The 18,525-nt window shown below is 33.5% G+C and carries 18 protein-coding genes; 10 read left to right on the top strand and 8 right to left on the bottom strand.

The features are described 5' to 3' along the window. Positions 1-46: 46 nt before the first annotated feature. Positions 47-1,027, top strand: coding sequence for a hypothetical protein (locus FJOH_RS18945; RefSeq protein ID WP_123875708.1), 981 nt, complete (start codon positions 47-49; stop codon positions 1,025-1,027). A 276-nt stretch (positions 1,028-1,303) separates the two neighbouring features. Here FJOH_RS18945 and FJOH_RS18940 read toward each other — a convergent pair whose 3' ends face one another. The 7 genes from FJOH_RS18940 to FJOH_RS18910 all read right to left on the bottom strand — a co-directional run bounded on the left by FJOH_RS18940 (position 1,304) and on the right by FJOH_RS18910 (position 9,997). Then, positions 1,304-1,678, bottom strand: a complete 375-nt coding sequence (locus FJOH_RS18940) for an ASCH domain-containing protein (RefSeq protein WP_012025640.1) — start codon at positions 1,676-1,678, stop codon at positions 1,304-1,306. Further along, entirely contained in the window at positions 1,656-3,164 is a 1,509-nt protein-coding gene (locus tag FJOH_RS18935; RefSeq protein ID WP_012025639.1) for a PIN domain-containing protein, read from the bottom strand. Before FJOH_RS18935 ends, FJOH_RS18940 begins: the two co-directional genes overlap by 23 nt. Continuing rightward, a complete protein-coding gene (locus tag FJOH_RS18930; protein WP_012025638.1) occupies positions 3,161-3,682 on the bottom strand; it encodes an ATP-binding protein in 522 nt (173 codons plus the stop codon). The genes FJOH_RS18935 and FJOH_RS18930 overlap by 4 nt, the downstream gene beginning before the upstream one ends. Before the next feature lie 156 nt (positions 3,683-3,838). Beyond that, a complete protein-coding gene (locus FJOH_RS18925) occupies positions 3,839-5,752 on the bottom strand; it encodes a UvrD-helicase domain-containing protein (RefSeq protein WP_012025637.1) in 1,914 nt (637 codons plus the stop codon). Then, a complete protein-coding gene (locus FJOH_RS18920; protein WP_012025636.1) occupies positions 5,749-8,130 on the bottom strand; it encodes an ATP-dependent nuclease in 2,382 nt (793 codons plus the stop codon). Before FJOH_RS18920 ends, FJOH_RS18925 begins: the two co-directional genes overlap by 4 nt. Before the next feature lie 242 nt (positions 8,131-8,372). Further along, positions 8,373-9,617 carry a relaxase/mobilization nuclease domain-containing protein gene (locus tag FJOH_RS18915; protein ID WP_012025635.1) on the bottom strand — a complete coding sequence of 415 codons (1,245 nt, stop codon included), beginning with the start codon at positions 9,615-9,617 and terminating at the stop codon, positions 8,373-8,375. Further along, positions 9,602-9,997: a plasmid mobilization protein gene (locus FJOH_RS18910; protein ID WP_052295200.1), complete on the bottom strand. Its 396-nt coding sequence runs from the start codon at positions 9,995-9,997 to the stop codon at positions 9,602-9,604. The genes FJOH_RS18915 and FJOH_RS18910 overlap by 16 nt, the downstream gene beginning before the upstream one ends. A 501-nt stretch (positions 9,998-10,498) precedes the next feature. Here FJOH_RS18910 and FJOH_RS18905 point away from each other — a divergent pair. The 4 genes from FJOH_RS18905 to FJOH_RS18890 are packed head-to-tail and all read left to right on the top strand — an operon-like array spanning position 10,499 to position 13,462. Beyond that, the gene (locus FJOH_RS18905; RefSeq protein WP_012025633.1) at positions 10,499-11,719 is read left to right on the top strand and encodes an immunity 26/phosphotriesterase HocA family protein; all 1,221 of its coding nucleotides are present in this window, start codon (positions 10,499-10,501) and stop codon (positions 11,717-11,719) included. Between the two features lie 29 nt (positions 11,720-11,748). Then, positions 11,749-12,405 carry a DUF4240 domain-containing protein gene (locus tag FJOH_RS18900; RefSeq protein ID WP_012025632.1) on the top strand — a complete coding sequence of 219 codons (657 nt, stop codon included), beginning with the start codon at positions 11,749-11,751 and terminating at the stop codon, positions 12,403-12,405. 55 nt (positions 12,406-12,460) lie between these two features. Beyond that, positions 12,461-12,772, top strand: a complete 312-nt coding sequence (locus FJOH_RS18895; protein ID WP_012025631.1) for a hypothetical protein — start codon at positions 12,461-12,463, stop codon at positions 12,770-12,772. 30 nt (positions 12,773-12,802) lie between these two features. Continuing rightward, positions 12,803-13,462, top strand: a complete 660-nt coding sequence (locus FJOH_RS18890; RefSeq protein ID WP_012025630.1) for a hypothetical protein — start codon at positions 12,803-12,805, stop codon at positions 13,460-13,462. A 90-nt stretch (positions 13,463-13,552) separates the two neighbouring features. On the opposite strand, the gene FJOH_RS18885 is transcribed toward FJOH_RS18890, so the two are convergent. Further along, positions 13,553-13,969: a helix-turn-helix domain-containing protein gene (locus FJOH_RS18885; protein ID WP_012025629.1), complete on the bottom strand. Its 417-nt coding sequence runs from the start codon at positions 13,967-13,969 to the stop codon at positions 13,553-13,555. A gap of 173 nt (positions 13,970-14,142) precedes the next feature. On the opposite strand from FJOH_RS18885, the gene FJOH_RS18880 reads away from it, so the two are divergent. The 5 genes from FJOH_RS18880 to FJOH_RS18860 all read left to right on the top strand — a co-directional run bounded on the left by FJOH_RS18880 (position 14,143) and on the right by FJOH_RS18860 (position 18,312). Then, the gene (locus tag FJOH_RS18880; protein WP_012025628.1) at positions 14,143-15,000 is read left to right on the top strand and encodes a hypothetical protein; all 858 of its coding nucleotides are present in this window, start codon (positions 14,143-14,145) and stop codon (positions 14,998-15,000) included. Positions 15,001-15,011: 11 nt separating this feature from the next. Continuing rightward, positions 15,012-15,350: a hypothetical protein gene (locus FJOH_RS18875; protein WP_012025627.1), complete on the top strand. Its 339-nt coding sequence runs from the start codon at positions 15,012-15,014 to the stop codon at positions 15,348-15,350. 28 nt (positions 15,351-15,378) lie between these two features. Further along, a complete protein-coding gene (locus tag FJOH_RS18870) occupies positions 15,379-15,708 on the top strand; it encodes a hypothetical protein (protein ID WP_012025626.1) in 330 nt (109 codons plus the stop codon). A 365-nt stretch (positions 15,709-16,073) separates the two neighbouring features. Next, positions 16,074-16,637 carry a hypothetical protein gene (locus FJOH_RS18865; protein WP_012025625.1) on the top strand — a complete coding sequence of 188 codons (564 nt, stop codon included), beginning with the start codon at positions 16,074-16,076 and terminating at the stop codon, positions 16,635-16,637. A 4-nt stretch (positions 16,638-16,641) separates the two neighbouring features. Continuing rightward, entirely contained in the window at positions 16,642-18,312 is a 1,671-nt protein-coding gene (locus tag FJOH_RS18860) for an RNA-dependent RNA polymerase family protein (protein WP_012025624.1), read from the top strand. The last annotated feature ends 213 nt before the right edge of the window (positions 18,313-18,525 follow it).

Below are 18,525 nucleotides of genomic sequence, written 5' to 3'. Positions count from 1 at the left end.
GTAGGAAATGCTAGCCAAAACACTTAAAAACATCAGAATAACAAAAATGGATAATAAACCTCTTGAAAAACAAGCACAAAGCTTTATAATCTCTCAACTTATAAAATTTGACTTTAAGGTAAATGAACTTTCTTTCGACGAAAAAGGTTCGGACTTATATATAATCAAACAAACAAAAAAACATCATTTAAAATATTTGACAATACAATGCAAAGGCAGGAAACTTAATGACAAAAATACTTCGGTTAGAATACCCGTTTCATACGTTGAAAATAATTTTATCTTATTTATTTATACTATAGACGATGAGAAAAATGAAAATCTCTTTTTGTTTTTCCCAGAACAAATTAAAGAGTGGAAAATAAACAGCAAAAATGAGTATTCCGTGTCTATAAATAAAGATAGAATAAAACAGATAGGTTTTCAAGAAAAGATTTTTAATAAGCAATTAGCATATAAGATTGATGAACTCTTGAAAGATGTAAAAGAATATACTTCAATATTTATTGATGGCATATTTTTAGAAAAATCCATAGATTGGGCATACAAAACTTATTCTGAAATTTGGCCAGAAAAAAAACTCAAAAAGCCTAATTTAATTGATGTTATTAATAACATTCTTGAATTCTATAATCGATATAAAACCGAAAAAAAAATAATAAATTGTACTTTGTTTTTAAGTAGTTCTTTTAGTTTAGAACAACGAATTAACATTGACTATGAAAACTTAAAATTTCAAACTAAAAATGGCAATCAAGTAAGGATACTTATTAATAAAACAAATGAAATAATTGCTTTTGAAATATTTGAAGAATTAGATCGTTTAATCGACAATGATAATATAGTTCTTGTAGCAAGTGATCAGATATATGAACATGAACTTTCACAATTAAAAAGCAAAGGATATGACATGATCATTGTTAGGTCAAATTATCGCGATGGTAGTGACATGTATTCAGAATTTCGATGGGGAGATGTTACATTAGCTATAGGATTAGCATTTGGATTAGAGCGTCACGAATTATAAGCACTTCCTACAACAGCTACTACAGCGGATTTGGGCAATTGCAAAAAAAAAGTTAGTACTACCAAACTTTCAAGAACAGAACATAAAGATTTAATATCTTCAATAAACTTTTTAAATCTTTCATTACAAAACCAAAATACAGAAGTTGCAACAAATAATCGCCAAAATAATTAAAGTCCATTTTATCATATTAGGTTTTTAAAAAGAATATTTAAATATTTAGTGTAAAAAAAGAATATAATTAAAAGCTTAATTTTGAGCATATTTCAAATCTATTTATTTCTTGACATACGAAAAAGATTGAGGAGCAGTCAGTCCATACTTTTCCATTATATTATAAGTTTGGTTATATCTTTTAAACTTCTTAATTTTAATTGCATAACCTTTCTTCTTATTAGCAAAATATTCGTCAAAAAAAACTTTTTCAACTGCCGTAAATTCCTTTGTTTTCTCCCATAGAACAGTAATATTTTCATGAATTATTTCATCTATTTCAAATTCACCAATAACTCTGCTTACAGGAGAAGATGCATATATTATTACAGTTTTTACATTAGGTGCTTTAAATATTGATTTCCTTAACTCGTAGGTCTTCTCTCCGTTTAAAATTTTTTCTGCGTAATAAGGTTTAATCGACAATATAACTTTCATTTGCTCTTGCTTCTTTTAAAAATTCTTCAAATTTAACGTTTTCAATTTGAACAAAACCTCTAGGTACATCATTAATTGATTTAATAACTCCTAATTCTATTAATCTTTGTAAATTAACTTTTGGCTTCGGAAAAGAGTCTATGTAAAGGAAATTTACAATAAAAGGCCTGTTAAATTTATTATAGTTCCACCAAGTTTTAAGTTCATTATCATCAAAAACGCTTCTTTTTCTACATAATCTTATAAAATCCTCTTCACTAGTTATATTTAAAATGACATTTTCTACAACTCCAATAGTTGATAACACGCCCGCATACTTTCCTCCCGTTCTATAAAATAAAATTATGTCCCCTGGCTTCAAATCTTTTCTATAAGAACGTGAAATATAAACTTTTTTTAATGCATTTCTATGTGGTTCATTTTCTATATAATCTTGTGGAGATTCATTGTTAAGTATCGAATCTGGAAATAATTCTGTATGATAGTCAGGGTAAATAGGATTGATAAATATTCGTGATCTTCTCCCAACAAATGGAAAACACTTTCGTGGATTGTCTAATAAAATTTTTGCGAAATCCCTAACATAAACATTCTCAACCCCATTTTTAGTCGATTTAGTTCCCCAATATTTAAATCCCCATTCCTCAAGTAAACTAATTAATCTTTGTTGCTCTTCCCTTTTATCAAAGATTGTAACATAGATTTCATCAACGTTATTTACTAAAGCATTATCAAAAATCACTTTTAAGAATCGCTCACCAAGTTTATATCCTGTTGAAGTGACTTTAAATGTACCTATTTTTAATCTTTTTTTCGAAGAGAAGGGAGGAATTATGTCATTGTAATTCTCATCAGTGTTTTCTATTTTGAGAAACAGAAAAGCTTTAACTTCATTTTCTACTAGACAGATATAGGATTCTTTGTCTGCCTTAGAATTGAACCAGTTTTCAAATTCCGCATAATCATCCTTAAAAGAATCAAAAAAACTATCCTTAAGATCTATATTTCCAAAATATTCTTTTTTAACTGATAATACTTTATAGTCAGAAAGGGCTGGATTTTCAAAAACTAATTTTTCAATAAAAGCATCTATCTTATAGACTTTATCTGAAATTCCAAGTATTTTAGCTTTTCTGTGAATTCCTTTATCTTCTGTAATTAAAAAATTTACTCGATTATTAACTAATTCGTTTAGTATCGATGTATCATTACTATCGTTAACCGATTTATCAATTAATCTTAGTTGATTTATTCCTTCTGTGTCTGGAGAAATAGTTTTAAGCACATTGTAGTTCTCAACTTTAACTTTCATAGTGTTGACTACATCAATATCCTTGTATGTCGAAATTTCTTCAATTGACAAGGGGTGGACACATTTTTCAAAATGCATTTTGTCCAACCAATTAAATAAAAGGCCTATGTCTTGATTGTATACTTTACTAGCTTCTCTATGGACAATGATATTAGTATCTAAAAGAATTCTCATTTTATAAAATTTAAAAGTTGTTCTAAATTTAATTCCTCACTATCAATACAAAGGAGAGGAATTTGCAATAATGTACTTATTTCAGTCGCAAAACTGATTTCCAAATTTTGAAATTCAGTAATTAAATTTATATCATAAATTAGTGCGTCTCTTTTCTCAATTCGATTCTTAATTACTTTAGGATCTGCTGTCAGAAGAATTAATTTTGAAGGATCTATATCTTTAAAAGTTTGAGTAGGAATTTTTTCTGGTACCCCATCCTTATTCAATATAGAGTAATGCCCATCTAATAAGTATGTTTTATTATTACTTATAATTTTATTTAAATTAGTCAAAAGACGATTTTGCATTTGATCAATATCACTAACCTTTTTTTCTTGGCTCGTACTTATTTCTTGCCATTTTAAAACTTCACTAGCTGTTAAATGTGTTAGGTCAGTTCTCGTTTTTAGGATTTCGCAAACAGTTCCCTTTCCACTTCCGTGAATTCCACCAATAAATATAATTTTTCTGGACATGCTCCTAATTTTTTAAAACTGTTAATTGACGTAGTTCTTTTTAAGGTATCGAACAAGAATATAATATTTTCAATAATACCAAAAATATTAATTATTCAGATAGAAATTAACAGGTATTAAATACGTTTTATCATGAAACATTTTATTAATTAAACATTATTTTTCATTGGAGATATCTAATTCTATCTTAATGGAGTTTTTTTTAAAAATCCCTGTTTCAGTGACCGCTTTTTTCGCAGATCTGGGATCGTTGGTAAATAATACTACAGCTAAATCTGTTAAAGCCCTAGAGCAACAAACATAAAACAATCTACGAGTTCTATCTTGTGAAGTTTCTCTACCATTACCAGCATTTGTGACATCTGTATCAGAAAGCTCCTTTATGCCTAGAAGTCTTTCATAAGAGTACGAAGTTGATCGTCTTCCCTCTTCATCATCTAACACCACCATTACTCTATTAAATTCAGCACCTTTTATACTGTGTTGAGTCGAATATGGTGACTCTTCATTTAAATATCTCTCATATCCCCATACTTGGAAAACTGGACATTTAAAAAAATTAGCAATAACTTGATCCGTAACACTTATGTCTTCATCTTCGAGAGAACCTTTAGAAGCTTTATTCAATCTTGTTCTAATTCTATCATCAAAAGATATTAAATTATTAGATTCCAAATAAGAAAAAAGATTTTCGACCGTAGCAGGACTTTCTATTTTTAATAATTTATTAATGATTTCGAGATGAACTTTTAATTCATTAAGTATTTTACTTGGTTCACTTTCTGGTAATTGTAGATGTGATTTTTGTAAAAGTGGACAATATTGTCGAAGTAAATTAACCACTTGAAAATGTTCTCCATTTCTATAAGCATTAATAAGTGGTAATATATATTTTAAGAATGGCATAAGCGCCCAAGATGTCCCTTCACTGAAACTCATACTCAAAGAGTCTGTCGAGCTGTCTTTAAAAGCCGAATACAATTCTGCAAACTTTAGACGGTTGGCCGCTATTCTATGCTCAATAACAAGTACTTTTAAATCTGCTTCCTTTTTGTCAGATTTCCAAAGAGGATCTTTAAGCTGATCAGCAAGATAACTGCGTACTAAAGCTATTTTTTCAGCATGTCGCTCATCCGCTTGCAATATAAAAATTTGCGCACTCCCATTTATTAATTGCCATTCTCCATCAACGAACATTTTCCTGCCCCCAGTCTGCTTCTTTAATCCGTCTCCTAGTGCTCTTATTTTGTTTATAACATCTAATACATTCTTAGAGCATCTAAAATTTTCTGGTTTCCTTATTTCTTGCCACCCTGTTTCAATAACAATTGCTCCAGAACCTGTATGATAAATTTTCTGCATAGGATCTCCAAAAAAACCTAAACAGAAATTTTTGACATTCATTTGAACAACTTTCATTGCTTTAACAAACTCGGGTATAGTATCCTGACTTTCATCAATGAAAAAATATGGATATTTATTAGACAAAATAATTTGTAAAAGAGGGTTAGAAATAATCATTTGCGGTGCCATTGCAATAATGTCACTATGACCTAAAATACCATCTAAATATTTGCTTCCTGTTTCATATTGAAATTCGCTAACAGTATGAAAGTTCTCTTTCATATGTAGATATTTAGCTGTTTCTAATTTATTGTTGTCCCGTGTACTTTGCCATGTCCTATTACTAAATTTTGCTCTAGCTTCTTGTAATTCTTCAAGCTTAGAATCTATCTTCGATGAAACCCACTTTTTAATATCCTTTTGAAAAGGCCTAATAAGTTCCCATAGAAAGCTATGGATTGTTGATACGTGAAAAAAGCTGTCATGTCCGACATCGTCCAATATCTCTTTTTCAGCAGCAGTGGTATAAGTTATGCAAGCAATTTTCTTCCCTTCTTGCCGTAAATTTATACCTTCCGTTTCTTCTATGTATTTAAGCGACTTTATAAGAGAAGTGGTTTTACCTGATCCCGCGCCTGCAATCATTACAAAGCTCGTCTTCGTCTTTAAACAGTTACGTAATTTCTTATCAGCAGGAGTATCTGGTTTATTTATTCTTCCGCTCATATTTGATCTTGTTTTTTATTATTTTTTTTTGGCTTAGGATCTTTTTTTTGCACTGTTATTGTCTTCTTAATAATCTGTTGCTCTTCGGATAACTGTTTTTGCAACCATTTTAATCCTAAATCGATATACGATGGAACTTTCCATTCTTCGGAATTTTTCATCATCAGTCTTAGCGCAAAATCAGTTTTATTAAAATTATTTAAGTTAATTCTCCTATACAAACGATCCTTAACTTCATCAAGTGATCGGTTATCAATTAATGTTATAACACGCAATTTCAAATCTTTATGCTCAACTTTTTGCGTCCAAGCCAAATTTTCTAATGCAAATGCTTCCTCAATGGTTCGCCCAGATATTTTTTTGCTTTTACCTTCCCAAGTAACTTTTTGTGGCGTTTGGTATGTTATAAATACATGAGACTTAGATATCGCAGATGGAATTTGAGTTTTTGCATCATCATTTGCTTCGAATAATTCTGAAATTTTTGATAATTTTGGCAACCATTTTATTAAAGTCTGATTTGAAGTGACAGCGTTTTCTGTATCGGTTGGACACTTCCCATTTTTATTTTCTTTTTTTACATCTTCATCTTCATCTTCATCTTCATCTTCATCTTCATCATCTTCATCTTCATCATCTTCATCATCTTCATCATCTTCATCATCTTCGTTTAAAATATTGCTAGCAGATTCCCCATTTTCTAAAGAATCTGGACTATCTTTAAATGGTGTTTTATTATCAAAACACACGGTTGAAGACAAGGTTTTCGATGTTTCATCTCTTCCTAACATACTGTCAATATCCGTTATTATTAAGCATTTTAACCCTAAGAAATTTATAAGCTTTTTGAATAGGTGAGCGAAAGCACCACCAACTTCTATAATAGTTATATAAGAAGCATTAAGCTCAGAGGCACTTTTATTGATCATCATGGGCAAAAGCAATCTTTCAACATTTCCTTCTACTAAAATTGTTCCATCAGCGAAGAAAAGATCGCAATGAGTTAACTTCATATATTGCTGAAGAAATTTTATTGTCTTTGGTCTCGAACCATCGTAAAATGTAGAAAGATTTAGAACATTTGACTTTTGATGTCCATCATCATCTATTTCTCGTTGAAAATAACGTATGGGCTTAAAACCGCTTTCGTAAATTATGTGAGGGGAATGAGTAGATATTACAACTTGTGTAGCAAAAAACTCACTTGTTTCAGCTTTTTGAATTACCTTACGAATTTCACGAATAAAAACCTGCTGAAGCTGAGCGTGAAGATGAACTTCTGGCTCTTCAATAATTACTAGATGAAGTGGTGCTCGATTTTCTTCATCGTCCATCCACCGAGCATGAAAATCAAGAATTTCAATTACCATATATATAAGATTCTTAAATCCTAGACCATTATATTGGTCAGGTAAAGCCATTAACTCTGGATCGTCACTAAGAGCATAATGTAATTTAGTCTGACTAGCAATCATCTCAGAATTCAAAGCTGCTTTAATAAGAAGTTTAGGGTCATTAAAGCCTCTGTATCCTAAATTATTTAGACTTTGTAATGTTGGTGCAAAAACTTCGGATAAGTGAGCTGTCAATTCTTTTTCAGAATTATCAAGAGCTCGCATCGCTTCATAATCGTTTTCTTTTTTCCTAAGATTTCTCTCGTAAAAACGATTCATTCTTTTTGAGAGGTCTTCAGATCTAGCCGAGTTGTTATCTGTAAGATGCCTTTGAGCATTTAGGATATCAACTTTTATTATTGATTTTATTATCTTACTCCCAGATCTATCTGTGTCGTTTCCTAATGTTAGCGGTTCATATCCCTCCTCCTGATTGAAATCATTGTCAAATTTTTCAAAGTCAAGAACATAGAATTTAAAATTGAATTCTTGATTAAGATTTTTCCGTAGATAATCAGAGAGATTTTTAGGCCAAGGATGATATTGTTCTTTTTTGTTCGCGACTGCCTTACTTTTAGCCTGTTTATAATTTTCCATAAGTGTGGAAACATCCTTTACACTGAATTCAACTCTAGCTCCAACAGGAGCATTTTGCCATTCTAAACTTGGTAGTAAATCTAATACTCTATGCAAATCTGAACTTTGAATTTGAAACCATAAATCGAGAGAAATTGACGGGAATTCCGAGGCTTTTAGTAAAGTTTCCGAGTTACCTAAATCATCGAATATTTTCCAACAATGACTACTAAAGTCATGCAAAGAAAATTTAGCTTTTTGATCTTCTAAAAAGCGATATAAAAGATAGGTAGCCGAAGTTTTTCCACTATTATTTGCGCCAACAAAAATTGAATCATCTTTTTCTAAGTCAATTTGAGTTTTTTTTAGCCTTCTAAAATTTTTAACTGTAATAGATTTTAAATGCATAAAAAAATATATTATTATAAGTTACTGTAATAAGGTAATATTAAATAATATTACTGAGATGTCATTAGAATATTCATTTTTACTCATGCTCTTGCAAGCATGAATTCGCTCAAATATATCTCAATTGAAATCTTTAATAACAAGTATTTATACTTGTTATTAAAATTTTAATATTGGTTATTTTAAAATAAAATTAATACTATAAATTGTCATATAAATACGGTTTTCCGTAATTAAAGATTTTATATTTTTCTATGTATTTTTTTTCTTTTTGTTCGTTTGATTTGTTCTGAAATATAATCATATACTTTTTCCCCACGAAAAAGTATATCAACAAGATTTTCTTTTACATACTTTTTCGATTCAATATCTTGAAAATTCTCAGAATTTGTTGAAACAGAATTTTGATGCTTTCTTTCAAGTTCAAGAATATTCATAGCACAGCTCTCCTGAATTCCTTTTGCACTGAATTCTTTCCCCAGACTGCTTCCGTTGAAGACGGATCTGGTTTTATGGTCAACATAGGTTATTCCGTAAAGCTGTCCTTCATTGCTTTTTCTTAATATCATATGAATGCTTTCTTGTTCCAATATCTTGGATAATTTTTCGGGCGAAAATATGTTTTCACGAATAAAAGCTAGTTTTATGGCATTCTTTACATGCCTTTTGGATGATTCTTTCTGCACTTCATTAGTTTTAAACTTTCCTTCCAGAAATTTTAAGGTAGGCCTGCTGTAGAATTCGCTTGCTTTTATGGGCACTCCAATCGGCTTTGAATTCTGGTCAAGTATCTTGTAAAGAAGTCCGTAATTTTTAAAAACTCTCGATTCTTCGCTTCCTCTGTCGGCATGAACATTGTAAAGGTTTAAAACTGCATTGAGTTCAGGCAGGCTAGAATATTTATACTCAAATAGAATTTTGTTTAAAACTGAATTGATCGCCTTCCTAGACTCTACCTTTCCGTATTGAATTTTGCCTACATCTATCGGCTTTAAAGAGAAATCTTTTTTCTGCTTTCTTCCTTCAGCTTTTACCAGTCCGAAAATTTCTTCTATCTCTTTTCTTGCAGTCTCTGATTTTTTAACGCCTATCAGATGCAGATCAATTCTTTTCCCGTCTCTTTGAATATTGTTTGTGACCAAATGCAGGTGCGGATGCCCTGCATCATGGTGCTGATACACTAAATAGGGCTGTCTTCCAAAACCTATTTTTTCCATATAAGTTTCTGCAATTTCAATCAGCTTTTCTTTAGAATGATTTTCCGAAGGATCAAAGTTGAGTGAAATATGAACGCTGTTCCGCTTTGCATTTTGATTCAATGATGACAGTTTTAAAAAGCGGTTCAGCTTATGGGTAAAGTTTAAATTCTCTAATTTAAGAGGATAGTTCACGGCACTGATGCACTCAGCAACTCCTTCCTTAACTTTGTTTTCATTGTAATTCAGAATGCTGTTTATGGAACGGCTGGTTTTTATGACTGCAACCATTGTTCCGATATTTTTTGGGTGTGGCTTGAAATTTCTTCCATTTTATCAGAAAGCTTTTTTCTCTGCACTTCAAACAGATACAGATGCCCTTTGAAGTCGGGAATCATTTTCAGTGTATTTACTTTTCTAGCAATCTGATTGATGTTGTTTCCAATTGCACGGAGTTCTGAAGAGAGAACGACGGTTTCTTCCATTAAATCGTCCAAAGACTGGTTGCGGTAAGTGCTTGTGATCGGTCTGCAGAATAAGTGTCTGCGAATATAATCGCTTAATTTTCTGCACGTGCTTGCCTTGAACAGGCTTTCAATTTTTGCATACTCTTTCTCTGTCAGGCGCAGGGTTATCCTGCGTGATCTGTTTGAATTCTCTCTTTCCATCATTTTCCCTTTTCATTGTTTTCAAACTCTCTTCTTTTAAATTTCTCCACCGCCGAGTTCCGAGGCAATGGGTGGCAAGATAGGCGGTTGTCAGACAACCGTACATCTTGCTGATCGCAGGAACGAGGTGATCTCTGGAGATTTTTAAAAGCAGGCTTCTAATTTAGGAAAAATATTTAAATGTATCATGCGCAAAATATGGTCATGATAGCTGTAGGCTGTTACAATAGATAAATGCTTAAAAAAGAAAAAGGAAAAAAAGAAAGCAGTCTTCAATTGGACAGGCAGACAGGTGAAGTGCTATAAGTCCCGAAGGGCATTTTCTGAGGAACGAAGAAAAATGTTATGCGCACTTCTCTGGCTGTGTCCAATAACTTGCTTTGCTTTTTTCTGTTAAAAAATGAAAACTTATATCTTTAATTATTGATTTTGAGATTTTAAAAATACTATTTTAGTTGTTTTATAAATTAATAGTAAGCTGTTTTACTTAAAACTAAAAACGTGATGAATTTTGAATTGTCAAATAGGGAAAGAGAATATCTTGGGCTGGAAGAAATAAAACCTAATTGGGAAAAAGTGATTTTAAAAGGAGATACTTACCGCGAACCAAGTATTTTATATTTTGAAGACAATATCATTAAAAGACATATTATATCAACTTCAAATCAGTACATAGAGACCCAGTATAATGAAATAACCAAAAATAGAGAGATTTTAGTTCCGAAGACAGCTAAAGGAAAGGAACAGAAATTAACTGCTTCAGTTTTGTCTACAAAAACTCCTATTGGCGTATATGTTTCCTTAAATGTTTTCGGAGATTTCTGGATTGGCAATCACAGTACTAAAACGACTTTTTTTTCGAGCTATTGGGAAGACAGAAAAAAAAGGAAAGAAAATAAATTGAGCTATTGGATTGAAAACTTCATAAATAATTCTGACGAGAATCATTTACGAGAGATCAGTAAATTCAAAAATGCTAATAAGCAAAATGTAAAATATAAATCAGGTGATTTTTTTGCATATAAAGTTGATAGAACAAATTTTAGTTTTGGAAGAGTTTTATTAGATATTACTAAGCTGAGAAAAAATAATATCCTTGAAAAAAGTCACGGATTAACTCTATTAATGGGAACTCCTGTTTTAGTTAAGTTGTATCCATATATTTCAACGAAGAAAAATATAGATATTAAAATTTTGGAAAACTTGACAGCCTTGCCGTCTGATTTTATGATGGACAATCATCTGCATTATGGAGAATATGAAATTATTGGAAATAAAAAGTTAGAAGATAGTGAATTTGAGTTCCCTATCTCTTATGGTAGAAGTATTAGTTATGAAAGTGCAAATGTTTTTTTGCAATGGGGATTTATCCATAAAGAACTTCCTTTGACTAAATTCAATAAATATATAAGTGGGGAAAATATTTTCCTGCCTGAAGATAGTGCTTCAAGATTTATGTCAAATCCTTACGGATATTATTCTTGCGGTTTCAGCACTCATTATTACAAAACCGATATTATTGAAACGATTAAGAATAATAATGTTTTTGATTTCAATCGTGATCCATATTACAAAACTGAATTTGATTTAAGAAATCCAAAAAATGATACGTTAAAGAATGAAATTATGGCAGAATTTGGATTAAATTCAAATTTAAGTTACGATGAAAACTGTAAGATAGCTGGTATTGAATCAACTTCGAAGATTTTAGAAAATTTAAAATGAATTACATAAGATTTTATTGAGAAAAAAGAATGAAAAAAGTTAAGTTCATAGTGGTATTTCTAATGTTTACAATTATTTCATGCCAGCATACAAATAAAAATGACATAGAAAAATCCAATAAAACAGTTTTAGAATTTATAAAAAGTGATAAAATGGATAAGGATGAATTCTGGAAAATAATAGATTATTCAATTGCAAATTCCAAGAATGATAAATTAGAAAAGGAAAAAATTATTGTTGAAAAATTATCAGCTTATTCTCCTGAGCAAATTATTGAATTTGAAATAATTCTAAGACAGCTCATTATCCAAGCTGACGATTTTAAAACAATGGCTGCTCAAAAAATTATTGAAGATTATGTGTCTGATGACAGTTATATATATTTTCGCTGTTGGCTAATTGGAAAAGGGGAAGAAATTTATAAGGGAACTATTAGAAATCCTGATTTTTTGTCAGACAGAATTGCTCAAGACGATGATTTTTATTTTGAAGGTTTGCTGTATGTTGCGACATCGGCCTATAAAATAAGGACAGGCATAAAAGAGGAAGATGAAAGCTTTCCAAGAGATGTGGCAATTCTAAAAGGTTTAGACTATGATTTTGTGGCACCGCCAACAAAAGGCGTGGATTGGAAAGAGGAAGATCTACCGAGAACTTATCCTAAATTGTGGAGGCTTTTTAATTGAAAAAAACTGCCCATATATATGAAATGAAGTAAACAAAACAAACATCGTAGAAAATATGATATTAAGCCAAGCAATTATAAACTGTATGGATTATAAGGATACTGAGGAATCTATGTATTCAATTTATGCTAAAAGAATAAATGGAAAATTCCAGCCAGATTCAGAAGCTTTAGTTTTAAAATTGACATTTGAAGAAATGGAAATGAAGTCGATAGAAATAGCTGAAGAAAAATGCCCAGGATTTGACTATTTCTTAGAAATGTTTGTTTTAAAAGATTTTTACGAAGATTTACTAAAACTAGAAGAATTCAAAACAGATATTAAAAGGGTCGAAAGAATTATTTATTATGCAGAATTTGATGCTTAAATAAAACGGGGAATTATTAAAAAACATGACATGATAGAAGAACTTCTTAAAAAAACCAATGATAAAAAGTTTTATAATGATTGCGATTTGAAGCTTGAATCTTATCGATTTGAAACTTCAACTAGTTCTTTAGAAATGATACTTTCAATTAATCAGAACAGTTATGATATACCTATTGAATATGAAGAGTGGAAATTATCATGTAGAAATACTGAAAAATTTGACGGTTTTTTTTGGAGCTTAACTTTGCCTTATGTTAAAATGAAAATTTTGCAGCATCATCCTCTATTGCTAATCTTTCATGAAAGCGAAATTGAATGTGAAATCACAGGTACGCCATTGAATGTCAATGAATTTATTGGAGATGTCAGTAGTGCTCTGGAGAAAGAAACTGGAAATTGGATTACTGTCAATGAATACTTTTGGAATAATGAGCAATTCTACCAAAATTATACGAAGAGAACAATCATAATACCTAAGTCTCTAGGGAATTCCATACTGCGAGTTTGTGAAAAACATAAAATGGGCTTTCAAATAAAAAGTGAACTTGTTGGTGAAAAAAAGGGATATGCAGATAAACCGAATGCTAAAATTCTAATTTTTGGCAATGAAGATGTTAGCCCCAATGATTTTAATCTTAGACAGCCATATATAATTGCGGAAGAATTTATCGCAGAAAGAATTAAATAATGCGACGGAATATTTAATTGTAATTTTATAAAACAGAAAAGAGACTCTAAAGTCTCTTTTTGTGTGAATTAATATGTCTTTTATAAAAGCTTATTTGGCTTTTAGTAATTTTTCCAAATATTCAATTTTGTCTTGTTCAGATTTCAATAATCTTTCGTACAGTTTTTTATTTTCTTCGTAAACTTCAACTAGTTTGTCAAGAGGATTAAAATGACAAATATTTTGGTTGCCTATTGGTCCTTGATTAATACTGTTGTCACTAAAAGTGTTGAAATAATTAATCACGCCTTCATCAGAAAAATTTTTTATTGCTTCCACGCTTACTCCTAAGGCTTTTGCTACTTCTGCCAATTTTTCATCATCTATTTCTTCACTATTTTCTAATATAGAAACAGTCTGCTGGTTTGTTCCCATAGCCTGTGCGAGTGCTTCCTGCTTCATGTCTTTCAGTTCACGGATACGGCTGATCTTGCGCCCCATGTGGTTTGGTTTTGTTAATGTACTCATAGCTCAAAGATAATAATTAAGAATAAAAAAGAGGGATTCATGTATGATACAAAAAATCTCATGTACGGTACGGTAAAATTTGATGCCGTACGGTACAAGTAATTGCTTACTTGCCTGTGTGTTAAACAAAAATACAATTTTTCAGACAAGTATTAACTAAAACGAGTAAAATTATGAAAGCAATTCAAAACACCGCATCCGATTTAATCTATCGAGTTATTTCACAGAACATCGATCCAATTGGCATTTACTGTTTTGCAGAGAAGAAAAGCAGTTATACTTTTAATGAGCCTTTCCAGAAGCCCGCTCAGAAAGAAAAGCATGTCCATCTTTATCTGCTGGTTATAGCCGAAGAGTTCGAGGATAATATCGGCAATGACCTGACCGATAAGATAAAGAGCAGATCAAGAGGCCAGATAACGGTAACGATTCTCATGCACAGCCTGAGAAACATCGTCAAATTATACGGAGACCAGCAGTATTTCTTCTGGAACATTTTTAAAAATGCGCAGAGGATTCATATAGATGCGTACAGATCGCCTATAATCTGGGCTAAGAATCCAGAAAAGAGATATGTGAAAAGCACTTCAGCATACGCAGGAGACAGAAGAAATGTCAGTGAATCGATCTGGGATCTTATCTATAATAACGACCAGTATTTTTCCTATGAAGTCAGAATGTGTTCTCTCCACCAGATAGTTGAACAGACCTGCCTTTCCCTTATAAGGGTATTTCTGGGATATACCCCGAATCATTTCTCACTGGGCTACTTATTTGAGCTGTGCGAATACTTCACAAGCTTGACTTCTGAATATTTTCCCCGAAACAGCAGCGATGAAAAAAATATGTTCAAGCTTCTGAAAAAAAATCCAAACACGCTTCGATTCAGCAGAAGCAACAGTTTTGATTATCTGTATTATGGAATGATGGAAGGCCGATGCCGTGATTTCATGAAAGACGCAGAAGCTATGATCCAGAAGGAACTGAAGAGGCTTGAGGGAATTCATCAGCAGGAAGCTTTATCAGCATAAAAACAGAAGTTATGGAAACCGATAAAATCAAAAAACTGGAAGGCATCAGGGCGTTAAGCGGAAAACTGCTTAATGCCCTGAAAAAAGCAGAGGATAAAAGGGGTATATATAATGCAGAGATCAGGGTTTATGGCTATTGCGAACTCGGTTCTGTGATCAGAAACCTGATGAAGCTCTGTATTATTGCTTTAGATCACGACAGCGCAGAAGTTCCGCGTACAATCGAAAACCAATACATTGATGTGGGGCTTATACTGGGAATTGCTCTTCAGCTGTTTCCAGTTGACGAATTTGAATTTTTAAATGAGATTGCCGATCTGTTTTCAGAAAATAATGAAGAAGCAGAATAGCACAGATTAAGATTTAATATTTAAAATTATGGAAACTGATAAAATAAAAACACTGGAAGAATTTAAAGATTTTGCATCGTATCATTTTAAGCTTCTTAAGCCTGTCAAGGACAAAAGCGGGGAATCTATACGTGAGATAAGATTTTACGGCTACACGGATATGACGTGTCTGGGAGTGAATCTCATTAGAATGTGCCTGAATATCATTTATTCGGACGAGCTTGATAACAGGGAAATATACATAGGCTCTGTTTTGGAGCTTGCCCTTCAGCTGATTCCAAGGGCTGAAATAGAAGTTCTGGATGAAATATATAAAATGGTGAATGAGAAGCGGGAAACTGAGCAGTCTTCCCAATGACGCCAAAAACCGCGCTGATGTACATATTATGTCCATGGCATTTATACTAAACAGGTTTATCTTTGCCTGAACCTTATAATTACGTTCTACGGCTTTCATAGGTATATTTTACCATTGAAAGTGAAAGCAATACCAATTATCTTTGCAATTATCCCCACCAAATTTTGAGCAGGATGCGCATTGAAATCTGGATTATCTTTGCAGTAGAAATCTATTAATAGATTTCTATTCCCATAAACGGCCGTTCCCTGTCACAGACGGCCTTTAATTAACGCCCATACCGCACTTCCGCCTGAAAGATTATTTCAGGCAGGGCATCGCTGTGTTTATATCAGCGCAGAAACCAATTAAAAAAATTAAAGCATATGGAAAGTTTAGAATCGCTGTTCCGTTCATTTGAAACAGGCATCAGAAGCGCAAAGGCCGTAAAGCCTAAAGCTTACCTGAAAAGCATCGGACTGGAATATTCAGACCTGAGAATAGGCTTTAATTCGGGACAGTTCCACCACCGCAAGACCCTTAAATCCAAAGAAAGGTTTGAGGAGCTTGGAGTCATAACCAAGAGTGATGCAGGAGTGCGGGATGATTCTCTGACGGCCTATACCGTGTTTGGGCGCTATGGGCTTATATTCCCCCTGCTGGACAGAGACAATGCGATCGTGAATTATTTTGCGCTCCGTTTTGATCTGGAAAGCCCTCGGGAGGAATATCTAAACCAGAAAGGAATCTATCCTGCATATCCCCATCCGCTTACCCGAAAGCTCTATCTGGCGCCGACTGTGATTGACTGCGCGAGCCTCATTCAGAGCAGAATACTGGATCAGAGGGAAGCGGTTATTGCACTTCATGACGGTGAACTGCTCGATGAGCATATTGAAATTATCAAATCATTGAATGGACTGGAATCAATAGTAATCTTTAAGCGGTGAGAAAATGGAGAAGATCAGATTACAAATGCAGGAGGCAAGACCAGACGTTCCGCTTTCAATAGCGGAACTGCCCGAAGGGCACAGTCTGAATGACATGTGGGTCAATTATGGAGCGGAAGGGATATCGAATCTTTTAAAAAGCGCAAAAACGGAAAAAGCAGGCGAAGGACTGCAGATTGTAAACGGCTACAAAATCAGCTACAAAGGCCTTTCGGGGACTTTCTTTGTTCTGGGAAACCTGCCGATGGACTTGGGGAATCTCAGGATTTCGCTTCAGATTGTGGAATACAATACCAACAGAAAACACAGGCTTAAAATCGACCTGTTCGATTTTGCAGGCGTGCAGAGCCAGTGCACGGATCTTTCAGAAAAGCAGGGTTTTGATTATGACAGTCTTGAAAAGGATTTGGTAACGCTTACCGATCTTCTGGAACAGCACAGAGAATCGCTTTTTGAGGCTGAAATAAACCCGATTGCGGAACGTTTTGCCGAAAAAGAGCTTACGCCTCAGGCGCAGGAAAATGCGGTCGCATTTCTCACAAAACCAAAACTGCTTGAAAATATAGACAGGCTTCTGGAACAGAACGGCATTGTGGGGGAAGAAGAAAACAGAATCGTGCTTTTCATCCTGGCATCAAGCTACAAAATGCCCTATCTGATGCACGGGCTTGTGCAGGGTTCAAGCGGTGAGGGAAAAAGCCATCTGATAAACGGCATTGCAGGATGCATGCCTCAGGAGGACGTGATGAACATGACACGCATTACAAGCAAATCGCTTTACCATTACAGGGATAAGGAACTGATCAACAAGCTGATTATCATTCAGGATTTTGACGGGCTTGATGAAGAGGCGCAGTATGCCTTCAGGGAAATGCAGTCCGCCAAATTCCTGACCAGCTCCACTGTGGTAAAAGACATATTCGGAAACAACAGGGGAAGAATCAAACAGGTTCAGGCGCACTTTGCCAGCCTTACCACAACCACAAAAGCTGAGGTGTATTACGACAACATGAGCCGTTCTGTGATCTTGGGCGTGGATGAAAGCCAAGAACAGACGCTTAGAATCATTAAAAAGCAGAATCTTAAAACAGCAGGACAGTCAGACGACCAAAAGGAAGAGCAGGCAAAACAGCTTTTAAGAAATGTGATGCGCGTGCTTAAATCCTACGAGGTTGTAAACCCGTTTGCCGATAAGCTCAGCCTTCCGCTGGAAGCCAGAATGCTCAGAAGATTAAACTCGCAGTTCCAGAACTTTGTCTGCCAGATTACAATCCTGCACCAGTACCAGAGAAAAACCGATACTAAGGGAAGGCTGATCACCGACAAAGCAGATATAAAATCAGCCGTAGATGTTTTCTTCAGTTCCATTATCATCAAAGTGGACGAGCTTGATAAAAGCACCAGACAGTTTTTTGAGAACCTGAAAGACTTTATAAAAAAGCAGAAAGAAGGAACATCAAAAAAGTTCACGGCAAGAGAGATCAGACAGGGACTCAATATCAGCAAGACATCTGCTTTCAGATACATGCATTTACTGCAGGAATTGGAATACATCCAGCCTGTAGAGGGTTCATTCAACAGGGGCTTTAAATTTATGATCTCCTACTGGGATGATATGGAAAAACTAAAGACCAGAATCAGAAAAGAACTGCACAGACAGCTTGAAGAGTTCTAAAAAAAACAAAAAATCAGGAGAAAACTAGAAAAGTGGAACACCACGGAACGCCAACGGAACACCGAAATCCTTGAAAACACTGGCAATACGATGCTGGTGTTCCGCGTTCCGCGGAGTGTGCAAGCGTTCGTTTTCATCACTCAAAAAAACAGCATTTAATTAAAGTAAAAGACAATGAAAAAAACGATACAGAGCAGGGAATTTCTAAGGCTC

Source organism: Flavobacterium johnsoniae UW101 (assembly GCF_000016645.1).
Lineage (GTDB): Bacteria > Bacteroidota > Bacteroidia > Flavobacteriales > Flavobacteriaceae > Flavobacterium > Flavobacterium johnsoniae.
This window is presented reverse-complemented; position numbering and strand designations above follow the sequence as displayed.